Here is a 17,945-nt window from a genome sequence, read left to right on the forward strand (position 1 = left end):
GGAGCATCTCCAGATTGACCAGCGCTCGCACAGACCCATGTATACTCGTCAAGACATCCCTTGGGATGGAGAGGATAGCTGCCGCTAGAATCGAGGAGGCCTTACCCTGGGTGAGGGCAAAGCCCTCGCCAAAGGGGTTCAAAGGCCTAGTCCTCGTGTATAACTGTAAAGACGGCGACGAGAAGGAGATAGCGGACAAGGTTGTGGAGGCGGATCGCATAATACCGGTCATGGCGGTCGCCAAGGCTGATCCCTCCGAGATAGCCGAGAAAGCAGCGGAATTATCCCGCCACCATATATCTAGTAGCGAGTGCTTTGCCGTTAGGACGGTCAGGAGGGGGAGACATTCCTTTACAAGCATAGACGTTAACGTTATCGTGGGAGAGAAAGTAAGGAAGGCCTCCGGGGCCTGCGTCAACCTGACGCGACCGGACAAGCTAGTCATAGTGGAGATACTCCAAGACACTGCACTAATCTCTATACAGCCGGGCAGCATAGAATGGAAGAAGATGAAGCCCGGCAAAAACCCTGTCACTAGACTCTTCAAGCGGCTGAGCGTAGTCCAGATGCCATATCTGGGCCCCCTAGACGCGTGCCGTAACATGGGTGTAAGGATAGGTAGGGAGGTCCAGAACTTTGAGGTGAAGGAGCTTGTAGTGGCGCCGGCTGGTAGTGTGGATGCGAGGCAGCTATCGGAGTTCCTAAACGGTCTCTTCGAGGGGATAGAATCCAGGTACAGGATACAATCTAGGAGCTACCATAGGGAGACTAGGAGGGTCCCCGTCTACCTCCAGGACATACACCAGCTAGTCAGAGACCGGAGAGGCGAAGTCATAATAGTACTAGAACCCGAGGGTGAGCCCGTCTCAAAGGTAGCTGATACCCTGTGGGAGCTCCTCGTAAAAGGCAAGAGGGTCAACATTCTAGCAGGCTCCCGCGAGGGCGTCCCCCTAGGCATATACAGGTACGCTGACCTAGTAATCGACGTGGCTCCAGGAGTCACTCTATCGACGGAATACGCTATAGCCTCAGCGCTTATAGCGTTCGCCACCCTACTCCACGATAGACTAGGAGGATTAGAGGATGAAAAGCCTAATACTACTGGCGGCGGGAAAGGGGGAGAGGCTAAGGCCCCTGACCGAGACAAGGCCTAAACCCCTAATGCCGGTAGTAGACGAGACAATCCTATGCCGCCACCTCCGACTAGCCACGGAATCCTATTCCCCCGACGAGATTATAGTCGTGGCATCGTACATGATCGACGACATAAGAAGGCACGTCAGAGACTGTGGATTCGAAGCCACGATCGTCAACCAAGAAGGAGAGAAGGGGACCGGGGACGCGATAAATAAAGCCCTAGCCAGTTCAAACGGCGACGAATTCCTGATAATCTACTCGGACATATACATCGACGCTAGAGTCTACGAGTCAATGGCTTCGTCAGAGACGCCCTCCATACTAGCAGCACCCGTGGACAAGCCTTGGGAGTACGGTGTGCTTGAGACACTAGAAGACACATACATGAAAAGAATAGTCGAGAAGCCCCCCAGGGGGAGGGAGCCGAGTAACCTGGTCTTCGCGGGCATGATAAAACTGGGCCGAGAGCACGCCAGCTACTTCAAGAAAATCCCCTTATCGCCGAGGAATGAGTATGAAGCCACCGACGGGTTAACTATGCTAGCTCAAGACTACCCGGTGAGAATAGTCAAGGTTGCAGACAAGGGACAGTGGCTGGACATAGGAAGGCCCTGGGATCTCCTGGAGGCAAACAGGCTAGCTCTAGCCTCGAAGACGGGCCAGACTAGGGTACAAGGCGAGGTACACTCCACTGCTGTCCTGGAGGGACCCGTTATTGTCGAGGAGGGCGCAGTCATCAAGCCATTCACAGTCCTGGAGGGACCCGCGTATATAGGACGTGGCGCGGTCGTCGGCCCTCACGCCTACATACGTGGCTGGGGGGTCCTGGGAGACGGATCCAAGGTAGGCCACTCGACAGAGTTTAAAGCCTCCATTCTGTTCGAGGGCGCCAAGGCGCCCCACCTCAACTATATCGGCGATAGCATAGTGGGCGAGCACGTTAACCTGGGGGCTGGAACAGTAACGGCTAACCTAAGGTTCGACAAGAAGACAATTAAGATGAGTATAAAAAATGTCAGGGTCGACACGGGCAGGAGCAAACTCGGCGCGGTAATAGGCGGGTACGCCCAGACAGGTATAAACGTCTCGATATACCCCGGAGTAAAGATAGGATCACACGCTCTAGTGTACCCCGGCTGCGTCGTGAAGAGGGACGTCGAGAAGAACGGTGTAGTTAAGTGCAGCTAGAGATAGCACTAGTGTATCTCTCCGACAGGCGAGTGGCGTACTCCAGCATAGCATTCCACATGCTGAAAGCCTACTTAGAGGAGAACAGGGTTCGAACAGCTACATATTTTCTAGAGGATGGGGAGCTAGTCGCTGAGCGTCCCTCTCCCCATCCCCGGAAGGCAAGAATCGTTGTGACGAGCCTCCCATACGAGCTCCTCTACACGGAGCTGATCAAGGCCCTAGACAATGCAGGGATACCCGTCTGGAGGAATGAAAGAACCGGAGAACACCCCGTAATACTGGCTGGGGGTCCCTCTGTAACCGCAAATCCAGCGCCTCTAACACCCATCCTAGACGCTGTACTAGTCGGAGAGGCAGAGCCGGTGCTCGACGACATAATAGACGCGTCGCAAGCCGAAACCAGGAGAAGGGCTCTAGAGAGGCTAGCCAGCACGCCAGGCCTGCTAATCCCAGGCTTGAAGGAGAGGGTTAAGAGGATCTATGTAAAGGACCTCGATAAAGCATGGTACCCGGTGAACCAGCGAGTCCCTCCCGGAGTGGAGCCTGTATGGGGCAGATCCTTTATGCTGGAGACAACGCGGGGCTGTAGCAGGATGTGTAGGTTCTGCATGGAGGGAGCGATCTTCCGGCCAAAACGCGATAGAGGCTATGCCACCCTAAGGAACCTACTAGAGGCAGGGTTAGAAGAGACTAGGGCTGGGAAGGTGAGCTTCTATAGCCTAGCCTTCTTCGATAACCCAGACGCTGAGGGGATACTCGCACATGCAGTGGCCCTCGGCTTAGAGGTATCAGTCCCCAGTATAAGGGCTGAGACGCTCACTGTCGATAGGGCCAGGCTCATAGCTGAAGGCGGTCAAAGAACGATAACGATAGCCCCGGAGACGGGGAGCTGCCGGATAGGCGAGGCTATAAACAAGTGCATAGGTTTAGAGGGGACAATGAATGCTATAGACACTGTCCTAGAGGCAGGGTTAAACAATGTAAAACTCTACCTAATAACCGGCTTCCCTGGAGAGCTAGATAACGAGTTCATAGAGACGATCCGCCTGGCGGAGGAAGCGGCGATTAGAGTTGCTAGAGGCGGAGGGACCCTCAAGGTCTCCATAAACCCCTTCATCCCGAAGCCTGTAACCCCACTACAATGGGCTCCCGCCCCAGACCCCAAGATAGCCGCCAGGAGAATCCAGTTATTGAGGAAGAGTGTATCTAGGAAAGGCGGCCGAGTTACTTGGTATGATCCCAAATGGATCATACCACAGACCGTCTTTTCGAGGGGTGACTCCAGAATCTCCCAGTTGATAATAGAATGGGCAAGGAGGGGGGCCAGGCTCGGACAGTTCAAGGGGGTAGCCAGAGAGAGCCGGTTGAACCTCGAATACTACTTAGCCGAGAAGCCTGTGGAGTGGGACCCGCCATGGCACGAGCTAGTTGAACATCCCTATGCTAGCCTTAGAAGCCTAAGGTTCGAGTACAAGTCCTTCCTCTCGGTTATCGCCTCTGGAAGGCATCGATGAGCCTGGCTGGGGCACTGGTGAGCCATAGACGAGCATACTCTCCTGGGACGCCAACGATGCTGGCCACGCCAGCCGCCGACATGGGATGCCACAGCTCGCTACTATCCCTAGCACCGCTGGCCAGGGCTATATCCACGTTGTAGGCAAACCCCCTCCTGAGCGAGAGATAATAGTATCTCCATGTGGCCTTGTCTCGTTTCCCTAAGAGGTACCGGAGTAGTACTATGACGACCCCCCATCCCCTTTCACGGAAGAGGTTCCTCGTGCTCCTATCTACGATCCTCTCCATGCCAGGCACAACAATGTAGCCAGCAAACCTCTTATTTACGCTGGCGTATCTCGCTATCTCCTGGCTCTTGGCTTCTGCGACCAGTATCACGCCTCTAGGCGCTTTCGCCGCCCTACCAGCCACATCACCTCGATTACTGCCTTTGACCCGGTAAACCTTGACCATCTTCACTCCCACTTTTAGACCCTCGTCCACTATTCTACTCCAATCGCTAGGGTCAAAGGGTCTCATTCCTACAATGCAATAGCCAAGCCTCCCGGCATACCTGACAATATCTACGGCGTCATCCACGTTTACAGGCTCTGTGTAGAGGTCGATAAAGCAGGACACTACTCCACTCCACCTAGCCTCCTCCTATACTCTTCTATGGCGTTCCGGCGCCTGCCTCGGAACGATACAGCGACTCTAATAACGTCGTCGGACTCATACACAAGTAGCCTGCCAAGGTACGCCTCCTGCTTGCTCAACCTAAAATAGAGGGTCCCCTCCCTATCGACCCGATCCTCCAAGCTCTGCAGTAACACGCCCCTATCGCCTTCACCAAGACGCGAGAGGATGTAGTCCAGAGCACTGCTAGCGTCTTCTACACCATCTATACGGGCCGTGATAACCCTTACCGGGTTGCCGTAATGCCCCTCATAGACTTCCTCTGCCACTCTAGCACGACTCCACCAGTCCCCTAGGACGTGCTTTAGCGACTCGACCACTCTCTCCCTGTCCTCCGTTGCATGAACGTAGACTCTCAGTTCTAGGGATTTCACTGGCATGGAGGGTCCCTCTCTACAAGACTGTACTAGACTAGCGGTTAGAGGATAATAGGATTATTGCATACTAGCCGGTCATATGTCCCCTTTGTGGTAGCGCTCTCTTAGCTCGTCGGGTTCTATGAGCCTAGCTCTACCGCTTGCCTCGTGTCTCTTCTTCAAAGCCCTCTCTTTACTCTTCTTCTTCCACTTGTACTTGTGGGTGCCCTTTAATCCCCTACTCTTCCTTAGTCCTCTCATCTTTCTGCCTGCACTAGTTAGCCCTCTGAAGGGTCTTCCCTTATGTTTCCCGCTAGACACCCATGAAAGCTCCGGGTCCGATCTTATAGCGGGATGGTTTGGGTCGACTAGGATAACCTCGTACCACTTGTAGAGGCCGTCTTCGCCAACGTAGTAACTGTTAAGGACGACCATGTTGGGATACTTCCTCTGAGCCCTCTCCTCCGCTATCAAACGTATACTCTTGGCTGGAGCGAAGCCGTAAACGCCCATCCTCTTAGGCCGTCTCCCTTTGTTGGGCCTAGGCTTTCTCATGCCGCCTTTTCTAACCCTTACCCTTACAACTATGACTCCTTGCTTCGCCTTGTAGCCGAGCGACCTAGCCCTGTCTATCCGAGTAGGCTTCTCTATCCTCAGTATAGCCGGCTGCCTCCTCCACTCGATGAGCCTGGCCTTCATCAGTAGCCCGTGTTCACCGTCGTAGGGCCTCTTCCACGCCTCGGCGACGTAGTGATACACTGACTTAGCCATCGCGACGCACCCCGCACTGGAGTATCAGCACATCCGCTCCAGGCGAATGGAGTTAGGTGTTTCCGAGGATTTTAAACTGTCCCCTCCCCCAGTTCCACCCCTAGAGCGGGGGAAGCGGCTTTTGGAGGCCTCAAAGATACTGCTTGGCGTTGTGGGGAAGACTAACGTCGGGAAATCAACGTTCTTCGCTGCAGCGACGGAGACGGTCGTTGAAATCGCCAATAGGCCCTTCGTTACAATCGAGCCTAACGTAGGCGTAGCGTATGTCAGAAAGACGTGTGTACACCGGGAACTCGGATTAGATAGATGCGACGCCTCCAATAGCCTATGCGTTAGGGGGGAAAGGTTTATACCGGTCAAAATAATGGATGTTGCAGGCCTAGTACCCGGAGCCCATAAAGGCAGAGGACTAGGCAATAGATTCCTAGACAACCTGAGGCAAGCCGATGCACTGTTACTGGTCGTCGATGCTAGTGGAGCCACAGACCCCGAGGGAGTCCCAGCCAGACCTGGAACCTACGATCCGGTGGAGGAGGTCCGCGAGATACTTTATGAAATAGACGAGTGGATGTACTCTGTAGCAGCTAGGGACTGGGCTAAGTTCTCGAAGTCAGTAGACACTGGAGGGGTCCTAGACGTGTCCGGTGCAATAGCGCAGAGGCTTTCCGGCTTGAGTATACGTAAATCCCATGTAGTCGCTGCACTAGACAAGACCGGGCTAAGAGATAAGAAGCTATCCTCCTGGAGTAGCGACGATCTAAGGAACTTCATGAAAACTCTGAGAGAGGTATCGAAACCAGTAATAATAGTAGCTAACAAGGTGGACGTTCCTACCGCTTGGAGAAACATAGAGAGGCTACGCCAGGCGTATCCCAGCTACCCGGTCATTCCTGTAAGCTCAGCAGCAGAACTACTCTTAAAACGACTGGCAAAAGAGGGGGTAATCAGATACCTGCCAGGCGACCCCAGCTATGAGATACTAGACGAATCTAGGATTGACGAGAAAACCAGGAAACTGTTAGAGATCGTAGATAGAGTCCTGGAGAAATGGGGGTCGACAGGCGTCCAGGCAGCCATAAATACAGCTGTCCTTGACGTTTTAAATCACATAGCGGTTTATCCCGTCGACGATCCGAATAGATTCACCGATAAGAATGGCAGGATTCTGCCCGACGTCATCCTAGTCCCGAGGGGTACTACTGCGAGGGACTTAGCATATATCATACACACTGACTTAGGTAAAACATTCCTTTACGCGATTAATGCGAAGACGAAGCAGAGGGTAGGCGAGTCCTATGTACTACAGGATAACGATGTGATAAAGATAGTAGCCGCCGCCAGATGAGAACCCTACAGCTTCTTCCTAGCACCTACTCTTTTAAGCGCCTTTTTGAGGGTCCCACTTGTCCCCAATGGCAAGATCCGGATCTTCACCCCGTTTACATCACGTACCAGGCCTAGGATGGCGAGTGCATGGTATTTGTATAGGTGCTTGACCCTTATGACGCCAAGACGCTTCACGGGGTCATAGTAGACTAGGTGTATTCCTGAATCGACAAGACCAACCTCTCCTAGTATCTCTTCGGCGGTTTTGATTATAGCCCTGGCTAGGCTCCGTTCATCTATATTTTCTGTCGTCTCGATAGTGAAGACTATGTATCTGCGTCTAGGCTTCTGGCTGGTTTCCTCTACGGCTTTCCTTATTCTGTGATTTATCGAGGCAGCCGTTAGGAGTCCCTTAAGGGTCTTCCTCACCCTGGACACTATACTATAAATATATATCATAAATATAATTAGTATTATGTCGACCACTAGTAACGGTACCAGCCAGTCCACGTTAGCATCACCTGACTCCTCAGTGGAGAGAAGCTCCGGCCATCTAGAGAGTCTCTGGTCGGTCTCTTCATCATCGGACCCAAATAACCAGGTGACCATTAACTGTATTATTTAAAGCTCCCGCACCATCCTACTCCCTGGAGACGAGGGTGTATGACTGAATGGCGATGATGCCTCAAACAGCGTATGATAGGGCTACCATAATATTCTCGCCAGAGGGCGACCTATACCAGGTAAGATACGCCTTCGAGGCCGTCAGAAAGGGATGGACGAGTATCGGTATAAAGGGAGTCGACGCCGTGGTACTGGCCGCCGAGAAGAGGAAACTCACGAAACTACTAGACTTAGAGAGCATAGAGAAGATATACAAAGTAGACGATCACATCGGAGTGGCATTCGCTGGCATGGGTAGCGATGGGAGGATACTGATAGACCAGGCGAGGTTGATAGCGGTCAGACACCGACTGCTCTATGGCGAACCACCCACAGTCGACTACGTGGCGAAGGCTATCTCAGACATAAAACAACTATACACCCAACACGGCGGGGTCAGGCCCTTTGGAGTATCCCTAATATTCGGAGGCATAAACCCCGATGGGAAGATAAGACTTATAAAAACAGACCCTGGAGGGCAATTCTTCAACTACTACGCAGTAGCTATCGGCTCCGGTGAGTCCTTCGTCAACGGATTCCTAGAGCAAAACTATAGAAAAGACATGGGTTTCGACGAGATAATTGATCTAGTCTTGGAGGCAATATTCAAGAGCAAAATTGAAGGAGGCGGCGAGAAAATGGAGAAAGAAGAACTAATAGAAGAGCTACCTCGTCTGGTCGAGATAGGATACGTTAAATCCGACGATCGAATTTTCAAGAAGATGACCCCAGAAGAGATACGAGAACACGTCGACAAGCTAAGGGATAAACTTTTAAATAAATAACTCCCGGCACAAGCAATTTTCACCGAATAAAAGGGGACCTCCAATAAAATATTACTCTGGGTGTAGGTGAATGCCAGGCAAGAAACAGGATTATGTAATAGCGTGGATAGAAGTTAAAGGAAAGCGCTTCGAAATACTAGTAAGACCTGATCTGGCGTTCAAATTCAAGGAAGGCGAGAACGTCGATTTAGAGGATGTATTATGGACGGATACCGTCTACAGGGACTCAAGGAAGGGCCTCAAAGCCAGTCCCAGCGAGATTAGAAGCGCCTTCAACACGGAGGATATAGTTAAGATAGCCGAGAAAATACTCCGCGAGGGCAACATACAGTTAACCGAAGAACAGAGGAGAAAGCTTATCGAGGCTAAGAGGAGGCAAATCATAATGTACATAGCTAGGAACGCCATCGACCCGAAGACAGGCAGGCCGATCCCAGAGACAAGGATTGAAACCGCCTTCGACCAGCTAAGGATAGGAGTAGACCCATTCAAAGACGCTGAGAGCCAGGCAATAGAGGCCGTCAAGAAGATCGCCCGGATAATGCCTATCAAGCTAGCCCGGGCGATAGTCAAAGTAGAGGTACCACCTAGCTTCTCCGGGAGGATATATAGGGAACTGGCTAGGCTGGGCACCCTGCTTAAAACCGAGTGGCGCCACGACGGAAGCCTAGTAGCGGAGATAGAAATCCCAGCGGGGTCCCAGGTGGAAACGGTATCCCGCATACAGGGCTTGACCAAGGGTCAAGCACGGATAGACGTAAAGGTGATTAAATAGTGAGCGGAGAGGGTAGCGGCAGGGTTATAGTAGTCCCAGGGGACAAGCTACCGGACGAGGTCGAGGCTAAGGAGCCCTATGTTGTTGAAGTAGGCGGCAGTAAGTATGCTACAGTCATGGGGATCCTTGATCTACACGATGACAAGGCGAACTTCATACCACTACAGAGCGTCTACATACCCAAGCCAGGTGACATAGTGATAGGAATGGTGCAATCGATAGGAGTAATGAACTGGCAAGTCGATATAAACTCGCCCTATGTAGCCGTGTTGAACGCGCAGGACTTCCTGGGGAGGCCCTTTAACCCCCTCTCAGACGATTTAACCCAGTATCTCAACGTGGGGGATTATTTGAAAGCCAAGGTAGTAGCCTTTGATAGGTCTCGAAGCCCCCTATTAACTGTCCAGGACAAAGGCCTGGGCAAGATAGTCGATGGCAAGATAGTTGAAATACAGGCGGCCAAGATACCCAGGGTGATCGGTAAGAAGAGGAGTATGCTCAACATGCTCCAAGAGGAGACGGGATGTGACGTGTTCGTGGCTGTGAACGGTAGGATTCATGTTAAATGCAGTGATCCCGACAGGGAGGCCATCCTGGTGCTGGCGATAAAAATGATTGAGAGGGAGGCTCATACAACCGGGCTAACAGCCCGTGTACAGGAGTATATTCAGGAGTTGAAGAAGGTAAGGGGTGTGGAGTAATGGGTAAGATTCAGGGCATCAAACTCATAGACGAGCTCGGCAGACGGCACGATGGCCGTCTACCCGAGGAGATGAGGCCCGTGAGGATGCGTGTAAACGTCTTGGACAACGCTGACGGATCCGCCCTAGTAGAATATGGGAGGACACGGATCCTAGCCGCAGTATATGGGCCCAGGGAGCCCCTACAGAGGTTTATGATACTCCCCGATAGAGCTCTCTTGAGGGTTAGATATCACATGGCCCCCTTCTCCACCGCAGAGAGGAAGAGCCCAGCGCCTTCCAGGAGGGAAATCGAGTTGTCTAAGGTATTGAGAGAGGCCTTCGAAGACATAATACTAGTCAAGCACTTCCCGAGAACAGCGATAGACGTGTTCGTAGAGGTCCTACAGGCGGATGGAGGGACAAGAACCGCCGCTGTCACAGCCGCTTCACTAGCTCTAGCAAACGCTGGCATACCCATGAAAGCTCTCGTCGCTGGAGTCGCCGTCGGTAAGATAGAGGGAGTACTGGTTTTGGACGTCGATGAGCTGGAGGACGGTAATGGTGAGGCCGATCTCCCGATTGCCGCAGCTCCAAGCATAGGCAAGGTGACGTTATTCCAGCTCAACGGAGTTCTAACTAGAGAGGAGGTCGAGAGGGGATTGAACATGGCCCTCGATGCCATCAAAAGACTAGTAGAGCTTGAGAAGAAGGCGTTAATAGAGGAATACGCTTCCAGCGAGGAGGTGGAGTGAGGTGAGCCTAACACCGTTTAAAGTCCCTATAGTCCCGGAGCTAAGGAAGAACACCATACTATCACTCATATCCAAGGGGCTTAGGGTAGAGGAGAGAGATCTCTATACGCCCAGGCTGGTGAAGATCGAGACCGGGGTCATTGAAAGGGCCGAGGGCTCCGCCCAGGTGTACCTAGGCAAGACACAAGTGCTCGTGGGCGTAAAGGTCGATGTCGGCGCTCCCTTCAAAGATACCCCCGATGAGGGAGTTATAGCGGTAAACGCGGAGTTTGTACCGGTTGCATCACCACTCTTCGAGCCTGGACCCCCGGACGAGAACGCCATAGAGCTAGCCAGAGTAATAGACAGGAGTCTAAGAGAGAGCAACGCCGTTGATAGAAGCAGCCTCGTACTCATACCTGGACAGAAGGTATGGGTAATACATGTTGATATCTACGTGTTAAACTACGATGGCAACCTGTTTGACGCGAGCATGCTGGCTACAATGGCGGCGCTAGCAGACACCCGCTTGCCAGACTACGAGGAGCTTGAAACCGGCGAGATACTGGTTAAAGAAGAACGTACCACCCCACTCAAGCTAAACAAGATAGTGCTTACGACAAACATAGCTAAGATCGGCGACTATCTAATCGTGGATCCAAACCTAGACGAAGAGGTAGTCTCTGATACCAGGATTATCATAGCTTATGACGCTGAGGGGAGGATAGCGGGCATCCAGAAATCCGGCCCCGGAGCTATGACGCCGGAGGAGATCTTGAAGGCCATCGATATAGGCGCTAATGCTGTCCGAGTATACTTTAAATCCCTTGAGGAGGCAATTGGTGGCCGGGTGCCAGGACAGTAGACTCGGGGTGCGATAAATGGCTAGGAGAACGAAAAACGTAGGGCCAGCAGGCTCGTATGGGCCTAGGTATGGAGTCAGCGTACGGAAGAGGGTAAGGGATATCATAGTCAAGAAGCGGGGGCCCCACGTGTGCCCCTTCTGCGGTAGAGTCGGCACAGTGTACAGAATAGCGGTCGGAGTATGGGCTTGTAGAAAGTGCGGTAATGTATGGGCGGGAGCCGCGTATCTTCCCAGGTCAGGACTAGCGCCCTACTTCAAGAAGTATATAGTAAAGGAATAACTCCTTGCGGTATTCAATTCTAATCCCAAACCCGATTCATCTACTACCACCAGGACCAGTCCCCGCGTAGCCTAGATCCACATCCGATTTGGGGTAGGTAGGTGTATAATGGCTATGATTATAGTAACCTCAAGTAGAAGACCCTCCCCGCGGGTGAGATCCCTAGTCAAGGATCTATCGAGTGTATTGCCCGGTGCCGAGAGGCTTACAAGGGGGCACTATTCTATGCAGGAGCTAGCCTCTGAAGCCCTCCTCAGAGGGGCGGACCGTGTGGTAGTCATCGGTGGGCTGAGAGGCAATCCTAGTATAATGAGGGTTTATGAGGTTAAGGAGAGGCATCTAGTTAATATAGTCACGTTCATTATAAAGGGCCTCGCGCTCTCCAGGGAACTCCGAAGACCTCTACCGGACGAGCATCCCAGAGGGATTATCGTCGAGGTAGACGATGATCCTCTCTCCGAGGAGTTCGCGGATGCATTTGTCAAAGCGTTCCGTGCACGGGTATGGGAACGTCCATCAGACAGCGATATACTAGCCATTTTCTCGGCGGAGGGGGAAGGCGTGGTTAGGTTGGAGTTTAAGTTCAGGGGTCAAATGGTTGGCCCCAGATTAAGGCTGGCAAAACCGAGGAGGATGGTGAAAACGCCTTGACTATGAGGGCCTCATACAAGATATGCATCGGCCCCGACTCTACCCACCTCTATAATGCATTAATGGCGGAGGCCGAGGCCAAAGCACCAGACAAGGGAAGAGTCACCGTGGATTTAGAAGGCGAGTGCATTATTGTCAGAGTAACCTCAAGGAGCCTATCGGGGCTGCGGGCACTCTCAAATTCGTTCCTGCTACTGGCATACTCAGCATACAGCTCTCTTAAACAGGCTTCAGAGCAGTGAAAACTAGAAGGAATCCAGTTACTTACAGTCGTCTTTAATAAGCCGGGCTTACGAGTGGATCCTGGTGCTAGATTATGGGCGCGATCGAGAAGGTGCCCCCACAGGTCGAGGCTAAGTATAGGAAATTCGTTCAGGCACGAGAGCTGTTGGCTCGCGTGGCTCAGGAGAAGGCGTTGCTAGAGGCCTCGCTGGCTGATATCGAAAAACTGTTGGAGGAACTGAAGGGGGTAGGTGATGACGCCGAGCTCTACCGGATGAAAGGTATAGTTTTGATAAAGACGAGCAAGGAGGCGCTTGTAAAGGAGCTCCAGGAGAAGAAGGAGAGCTTCGAGTTGAAGCTTGTTGCCTTGAGAAAACAAGAGGAGAGCCTGCAGAAAGAAGTCGAGAGGCTAAGCAAGGAGCTAGCGCAGATGCTAGGAGGCGGATCTGGTGGAGCGCCCGTTGGCGGGGCCGGATAGCGAGGCGGTCGAGAAAGCTCTCTCAAAGGCTGAGGAAGCTGCCAGGCACGTAATAGAGAACGCGCTAGGACAAAGGATATCTTACTATAATATTTCCCTAAAAGCAACATACTCGGTAGAGGGACCAGAGAGGCTCGTGATCGATATACATCTAGCAAGACCTCGCGTAGAGAGGAAGATGCTTCACGAGGTGATAGAGGCTGCAATCGAAGCGGCCAGACAGGCCTTCGAAACAGAACTATCTAAAAAGGTGGATAGTAGAGCTAACAGATGAGCTAAGAAGGGCCAGGAGCGCCATTATAGCTACGCATTCAAACGCGGACCCCGACGCAATAGGCTCTCTGATACTCGTATCGCGTTTACTCGACTCCTATGGTGTATCTTATTGCCATTATATCCCAGAGGGACCCTCAAGACTCTCCAAGGATCTATTAACTAGACTTGGCGTCTCTCTAAAGGAATGCAGTGAACCAGTTAGTATAGGGGCCATCGATGTATTGATAGTAGTTGACTCGTCTAATCCATCTCAGCTAGGAGGACTAGCCACTCTAGCTAGCAGAGAGGGTCCCCCTGTCATACTAATAGACCACCACCAGCCCGGCCTCATCGCGAGTATAGCAAAGCTCCGGCTGGTCGATAGTAGTGCAGCTTCTACAACCGAGATCGTCTCATCCATACTGGCTGAGCTGTCTCTGTGTATTAGGCCTAGGGAGGCTAGCCTGGCGCTGGCCGGGATAATCTACGACAGCCGGAGGTTCAGGATTATAGGCTCTCATACCTTCAGGGCGTCCCTCTATCTCCAATCCTGTGGGGCTAGTCTTGTGGATGTGGATTCTAAGGGGGACTCGGACTTCTCGGAGCGGTTTGCCCGTATAAAGGCGGCTTCAAGACTTAGACCAGCCAGGATATGCGGCGACATAATACTGGCCGTAACGAGAGTCGGAAGCTTTGAATCGAGCGTCGCCCGGGCGCTCTTAGAGCTGGGGGCAGATATAGCTGTGGTTGTCGGGGGAAGCGAAGGGATTCGCGTCTCCATCAGGACTTCAAAGAGGGCTCTAGAAAACGGCATTAGGGCCGACGAGATAGCGGTGTATATAGCTGGCAGGTATGGCGGCGAGGGCGGAGGCCATAAGCAAGCGGCAATGGTCCATTTGAACCCTGACCCCGATCCAGCTATCCTCGTAGAAGAGCTGTCAAAGAGTTTACCGGGTAAACTGGCTAGGCTATGCGTGGAGTGGAGGGGATCCCATGGTTAATAGAGAGGATGCGGAACGAGCTAGCAATATAATCATATACGCCGATACCAGGGAAGAGAAGAGCGGTATACCCGACTTATTGAGGTCAGCCAACCTGTTAGTCGTCGTGAAACAGCTAAGCATGGGTGATTACCTGGTCTCAGACGAGATAGTCATCGAGAGGAAAACGGCATTCGACTTCGCGCGATCCCTATTCGATGGAAGACTATTCGACCAGGCTAGGAGGCTTTCCGAGCATTATCCATACGTGGTATTCATCGTGGAGGGGAATCCATTCCGTCTGAGGCGTTACCGGGACAGGGTTAAACAGCTGACAGCCGCGTTATCGGCTCTCGCGATTGATTTCAACGCGAAAATCTTGTATAGTGAGGGTCCCTGGCACTCAGCGATCATCATAGAGTCCCTGGCACGTAGGGTCGGCCAGGGGAGGAGGGCTGTGGTTCTACATAAGAAGCCAAAGATAGAGTCTATACGTGAATGGCAACTCTACATCCTGGAGTCGTTTCCCGGCATTGGCCCGAAGACGGCCGAGAGGATACTAGAAACCTTCGGGACCGTAGAAGGGTTTATGAATGCTAACATCAGTGAGCTCTCTCAGGTGCCCGGTATAGGTGAGAAGAAAGCCGAGTTGATAAAGAGAATACTGAAGGCCCGGTACAAGCCAGGCTCTAAGCAGAGGAGGGGGACCCTAGAGGACTTCGTGGGAGGGGTGGGGGAGGAATAGACATCCTTCTGATTTTATAAACCCTAGATCGAGCCCCTTCACCAATGGAGTCAATAGCGCTGGGGTGCAGTGTAATGGGAGCTAGAGTAAAGGTCGTATCCGACATCGAGAAAATCATGAATAACATCGAGCAGATAAGGAACATAGGTATCATAGCCCACGTGGACCACGGTAAAACAACGCTGAGCGACTCTCTCCTAGCAGCTGCTGGTATAATTAGTGAGAGGATAGCTGGTGAAGCGTTGGTCCTCGACTTCCTGAGCGTGGAGAAGCAGAGGGGAATCACGGTAAAATCGGCGAACATAAGCCTCTACCACGAGTATCAGGGAAAGCCCTACGTGGTCAACCTAATCGACACGCCAGGCCACGTTGACTTCTCGGGGAAGGTTACCCGTAGCCTTAGGGTGCTTGATGGCGCGATAGTTGTGGTCGACGCCGTCGAGGGTGTTATGACTCAGACCGAGACCGTGATTAGACAAGCGCTTGAAGAGAGAGTGCGCCCGCTACTCTTCATCAACAAAGTGGATAGGCTAATCAAGGAGCTCAAGCTCCCCCCGGAGAAGATAATGGAGCGTTTCATCGAGATAATAAAGGAGGTCAACAATCTAATAGACTTGTATGGGGAGCCCGAGTTCCGGAAGAAATGGAAGCTAAACCCCCAGGAGGGCACTGTGGCTTTCGGAAGCGCAAAGGACAGGTGGGGTATAAGCATACCTATGGTGGCCAAGAAGGGCATCACCTTTAAGGAGATAATCAAAGCCTATGAAACCGGAGATAAGAAAGAGATAGCACAGCTAGCTAAGCTAATGCCCGTTCACGAGTCAGTCCTGGATATGGTAGTTAGATTCGTACCGAACCCCAGAGAAGCCCAGAGGTACAGGATCCCCAAGATATGGAAGGGGAACCTCGACACGGAACTCGGGAAGGCTATGGTCAACGCCGATCCAAACGGTCCACTAGTGTTCTTTGTCAATGACGTGAGGGTCGAGAAGACGGGCCTCGTAGCCACAGGCAGGGTATTCTCCGGAGTACTAGAGCCCGGCAGGGAAGTCTACCTGCTAACCGCTAACAAGAAGGCGAGAATACTCCAGGTAAGCCTCTACATGGGGCCCTTCAGGGAGGTTACAAAGAGGATACCGGCGGGCAACATAGGCGCTGTTATGGGCTTGGAAGACGTGAGGGCCGGCGAAACAGTAGTAGACACGAGTAAGCTCGACGAGGCCGCGCCGTTCGAGCAACTACACTATGTAAGCGAGCCAGTAGTCACTATAGCGGTGGAGCCGACGAAGGTCCAGGACCTGCCGAAGCTTATAGAGGCGCTTAGGAAGCTAACCATAGAGGACCCCAATCTCGTCGTTAAGATAAACGAGGAGACTGGAGAGTACCTGATATCCGGTATGGGGCCGCTACACCTAGAGATCGCCCTAACCTTCCTGAAGGAGAGATACGGATTGGAGGTGAAAGCCAGCCCGCCCATAGTGGTGTACCGTGAAACCGCCAGAAAAGAGTCACAGGTGTTCGAGGGCAAGAGCCCCAACAAACACAACAAGTTCTACATAAGCGTGGTCCCATTGAACGAGGAGACGCTAGAGCTCATACAAAAAGGCGTGATCTCCGAGAACATGGATCCGCGTGAAAGGGCTAGGATTCTAAGAGACAAGGCCGGGTGGGACTACGACGAGGCCAGAAAGATCTGGGCTATCGATGAGGGATTAAACATATTTGTAGACAAGACCACGGGAGTACAGCATCTGAGGGAAGTAATGGACACCATACTCGCGGCGTTCCGACTAGCCGTAAAGGAGGGCCCGCTGGCGGCGGAGCCCGTCAGGGGGATAAAAGTCGTACTACACGACGCGGTCATACACGAGGACCCGGTACACAGGGGACCTGGACAGATCTACCCCGCTGTGAGGAATGCGATCTGGGCGGGCATACTAGATGGAAGCCCGACCCTACTGGAGCCTCTGCAGAAACTCGACATAAGGACTCCTATGGAGTACGTCAGTGCTATAGCCGCGGTAGTGTCGAGGAAGAGGGGCCGTATCCTGGAGGTACAGAGTATGGGTTTGGCAGCTAGGGTGATAGCAGAGGTCCCAGTGGCTGAGAGCTTCGATCTAGCTGCAGAGCTTAGGAGCGCTACTGCAGGACGGGCCTTCTGGGGCACAGAGTTTAGCAGATGGGCACCGGTCCCCGATAGCCTGCTCCCCGAGCTGATCAAGAAAATAAGACAGAGGAAGGGTCTACCGCCGAGCCCGCCTAAGATCTCGGATCTAATAGGGTTCTAGGCGCCGGACTCCACGGTACTCCCACCGCCAACTACATCCTATTTTAAATGCCATGTATAGGTTATACTACTACCCCACATAAGTTACTATATATAATTATGCAGACCCTTCCCGACTATCTATGGGGGCATAAACCCCACCGGTGGGTAACTATGTTAGAATACCTCACGGATACACTGGTAAAGGCCTCAACCGGGCTAGTGATACTACCGATAATTCTCATAGCGCTTCTCGCAGCCGTTGTACTCTTGATAGACCTAATAACTAGAGCGAGGCCAGACATAATACAGAGAGAGAAGTATAGGCTGGAACGATTCGAAGCCGGCAATCCACCTCCAAAATCAGAGGCCCGCGGCAAAGTTTCAATGCAATACCTGGGCTATCTAATCATATTCCTCGCTATAGAACCCGCCGTAGTAATCTTCAGTATACTCCTAGCAGCTCCGAAGGGGATACTGGGGAATCTGCTATGGCTGTATATTGTGCTTCTAGCTGTATACACTCCACTCCTCGCCTACGCTATAAGAGAGTCCAGGAGGGTAGAATCCTGGATGCTTGAGGGGTGACCATGGT

At 52.4% G+C, this 17,945-nt stretch carries 22 protein-coding genes; 18 read left to right on the top strand and 4 right to left on the bottom strand.

Annotated elements, in window-relative coordinates:
• Positions 1-14: 14 nt before the first annotated feature.
• From F7C38_03910 to F7C38_03920, 3 genes are read left to right on the top strand one after another with little or no spacing between them, the layout of a single operon-like run.
• Positions 15-1,154, top strand: coding sequence for an SPOUT family RNA methylase (locus F7C38_03910; protein MCE4600689.1), 1,140 nt, complete (start codon positions 15-17; stop codon positions 1,152-1,154).
• Positions 1,084-2,325, top strand: coding sequence for an NTP transferase domain-containing protein (locus F7C38_03915; GenBank protein MCE4600690.1), 1,242 nt, complete (start codon positions 1,084-1,086; stop codon positions 2,323-2,325). The genes F7C38_03910 and F7C38_03915 overlap by 71 nt, the downstream gene beginning before the upstream one ends.
• On the top strand, positions 2,316-3,842 hold the full coding sequence (locus F7C38_03920) for a radical SAM protein (GenBank protein MCE4600691.1): 1,527 nt from the start codon (positions 2,316-2,318) through the stop codon (positions 3,840-3,842). Before F7C38_03915 ends, F7C38_03920 begins: the two co-directional genes overlap by 10 nt.
• On the opposite strand, the gene F7C38_03925 is transcribed toward F7C38_03920, so the two are convergent.
• From F7C38_03925 to F7C38_03935, 3 genes are all read right to left on the bottom strand, one after another.
• Entirely contained in the window at positions 3,817-4,461 is a 645-nt protein-coding gene (locus tag F7C38_03925) for a hypothetical protein (GenBank protein MCE4600692.1), read from the bottom strand. The genes F7C38_03920 and F7C38_03925 overlap by 26 nt on opposite strands.
• Entirely contained in the window at positions 4,461-4,898 is a 438-nt protein-coding gene (locus F7C38_03930; GenBank protein ID MCE4600693.1) for a hypothetical protein, read from the bottom strand. Before F7C38_03930 ends, F7C38_03925 begins: the two co-directional genes overlap by 1 nt.
• A 72-nt stretch (positions 4,899-4,970) precedes the next feature.
• On the bottom strand, positions 4,971-5,645 hold the full coding sequence (locus tag F7C38_03935) for a 50S ribosomal protein L15e (GenBank protein ID MCE4600694.1): 675 nt from the start codon (positions 5,643-5,645) through the stop codon (positions 4,971-4,973).
• 121 nt (positions 5,646-5,766) lie between these two features.
• On the opposite strand from F7C38_03935, the gene F7C38_03940 reads away from it, so the two are divergent.
• Entirely contained in the window at positions 5,767-6,990 is a 1,224-nt protein-coding gene (locus F7C38_03940; protein MCE4600695.1) for a redox-regulated ATPase YchF, read from the top strand.
• A gap of 5 nt (positions 6,991-6,995) precedes the next feature.
• Here the strand turns inward: F7C38_03940 and F7C38_03945 are convergent, their stop codons facing one another.
• Entirely contained in the window at positions 6,996-7,481 is a 486-nt protein-coding gene (locus F7C38_03945; GenBank protein MCE4600696.1) for a hypothetical protein, read from the bottom strand.
• Between the two features lie 161 nt (positions 7,482-7,642).
• On the opposite strand from F7C38_03945, the gene psmA reads away from it, so the two are divergent.
• The 14 genes from psmA (at position 7,643) to ndhC (ending at position 17,938) form a co-directional block, all read left to right on the top strand.
• On the top strand, positions 7,643-8,419 hold the full coding sequence (gene psmA, locus F7C38_03950) for an archaeal proteasome endopeptidase complex subunit alpha (protein ID MCE4600697.1): 777 nt from the start codon (positions 7,643-7,645) through the stop codon (positions 8,417-8,419).
• A 70-nt stretch (positions 8,420-8,489) separates the two neighbouring features.
• Positions 8,490-9,194 carry a ribosome assembly factor SBDS gene (locus tag F7C38_03955; GenBank protein MCE4600698.1) on the top strand — a complete coding sequence of 235 codons (705 nt, stop codon included), beginning with the start codon at positions 8,490-8,492 and terminating at the stop codon, positions 9,192-9,194.
• Positions 9,194-9,895, top strand: coding sequence for an exosome complex RNA-binding protein Rrp4 (rrp4, locus tag F7C38_03960; GenBank protein ID MCE4600699.1), 702 nt, complete (start codon positions 9,194-9,196; stop codon positions 9,893-9,895). The genes F7C38_03955 and rrp4 overlap by 1 nt, the downstream gene beginning before the upstream one ends.
• The gene (gene rrp41, locus F7C38_03965; GenBank protein MCE4600700.1) at positions 9,895-10,629 is read left to right on the top strand and encodes an exosome complex exonuclease Rrp41; all 735 of its coding nucleotides are present in this window, start codon (positions 9,895-9,897) and stop codon (positions 10,627-10,629) included. The genes rrp4 and rrp41 overlap by 1 nt, the downstream gene beginning before the upstream one ends.
• Position 10,630: 1 nt before the next feature.
• Entirely contained in the window at positions 10,631-11,473 is an 843-nt protein-coding gene (locus F7C38_03970) for an exosome complex protein Rrp42 (protein ID MCE4600701.1), read from the top strand.
• 16 nt (positions 11,474-11,489) lie between these two features.
• Positions 11,490-11,753 carry a 50S ribosomal protein L37ae gene (locus F7C38_03975; GenBank protein MCE4600702.1) on the top strand — a complete coding sequence of 88 codons (264 nt, stop codon included), beginning with the start codon at positions 11,490-11,492 and terminating at the stop codon, positions 11,751-11,753.
• Between the two features lie 225 nt (positions 11,754-11,978).
• The gene (locus F7C38_03980; protein MCE4600703.1) at positions 11,979-12,404 is read left to right on the top strand and encodes a hypothetical protein; all 426 of its coding nucleotides are present in this window, start codon (positions 11,979-11,981) and stop codon (positions 12,402-12,404) included.
• Complete coding sequence (locus tag F7C38_03985) at positions 12,401-12,646, top strand: hypothetical protein (GenBank protein ID MCE4600704.1); 246 nt, start codon at positions 12,401-12,403, stop codon at positions 12,644-12,646. The genes F7C38_03980 and F7C38_03985 overlap by 4 nt, the downstream gene beginning before the upstream one ends.
• Before the next feature lie 74 nt (positions 12,647-12,720).
• A complete protein-coding gene (locus F7C38_03990) occupies positions 12,721-13,104 on the top strand; it encodes a prefoldin subunit beta (GenBank protein MCE4600705.1) in 384 nt (127 codons plus the stop codon).
• On the top strand, positions 13,088-13,378 hold the full coding sequence (locus tag F7C38_03995; protein MCE4600706.1) for a hypothetical protein: 291 nt from the start codon (positions 13,088-13,090) through the stop codon (positions 13,376-13,378). Before F7C38_03990 ends, F7C38_03995 begins: the two co-directional genes overlap by 17 nt.
• 70 nt (positions 13,379-13,448) lie before the next feature.
• Complete coding sequence (locus tag F7C38_04000; protein ID MCE4600707.1) at positions 13,449-14,360, top strand: DHHA1 domain-containing protein; 912 nt, start codon at positions 13,449-13,451, stop codon at positions 14,358-14,360.
• Positions 14,353-15,084 (top strand): helix-hairpin-helix domain-containing protein, encoded by a 732-nt coding sequence (locus F7C38_04005; protein MCE4600708.1) that lies wholly within the window; start codon positions 14,353-14,355, stop codon positions 15,082-15,084. Before F7C38_04000 ends, F7C38_04005 begins: the two co-directional genes overlap by 8 nt.
• A 74-nt stretch (positions 15,085-15,158) precedes the next feature.
• The gene (locus F7C38_04010; GenBank protein MCE4600709.1) at positions 15,159-17,372 is read left to right on the top strand and encodes an elongation factor EF-2; all 2,214 of its coding nucleotides are present in this window, start codon (positions 15,159-15,161) and stop codon (positions 17,370-17,372) included.
• Between the two features lie 152 nt (positions 17,373-17,524).
• Positions 17,525-17,938, top strand: a complete 414-nt coding sequence (gene ndhC, locus F7C38_04015; GenBank protein MCE4600710.1) for an NADH-quinone oxidoreductase subunit A — start codon at positions 17,525-17,527, stop codon at positions 17,936-17,938.
• Positions 17,939-17,945: the final 7 nt, after the last annotated feature.

This window comes from Candidatus Thermodiscus eudorianus (assembly GCA_015521085.1).
Taxonomy (GTDB): domain Archaea; phylum Thermoproteota; class Thermoprotei_A; order Sulfolobales; family Acidilobaceae; genus Thermodiscus; species Thermodiscus eudorianus.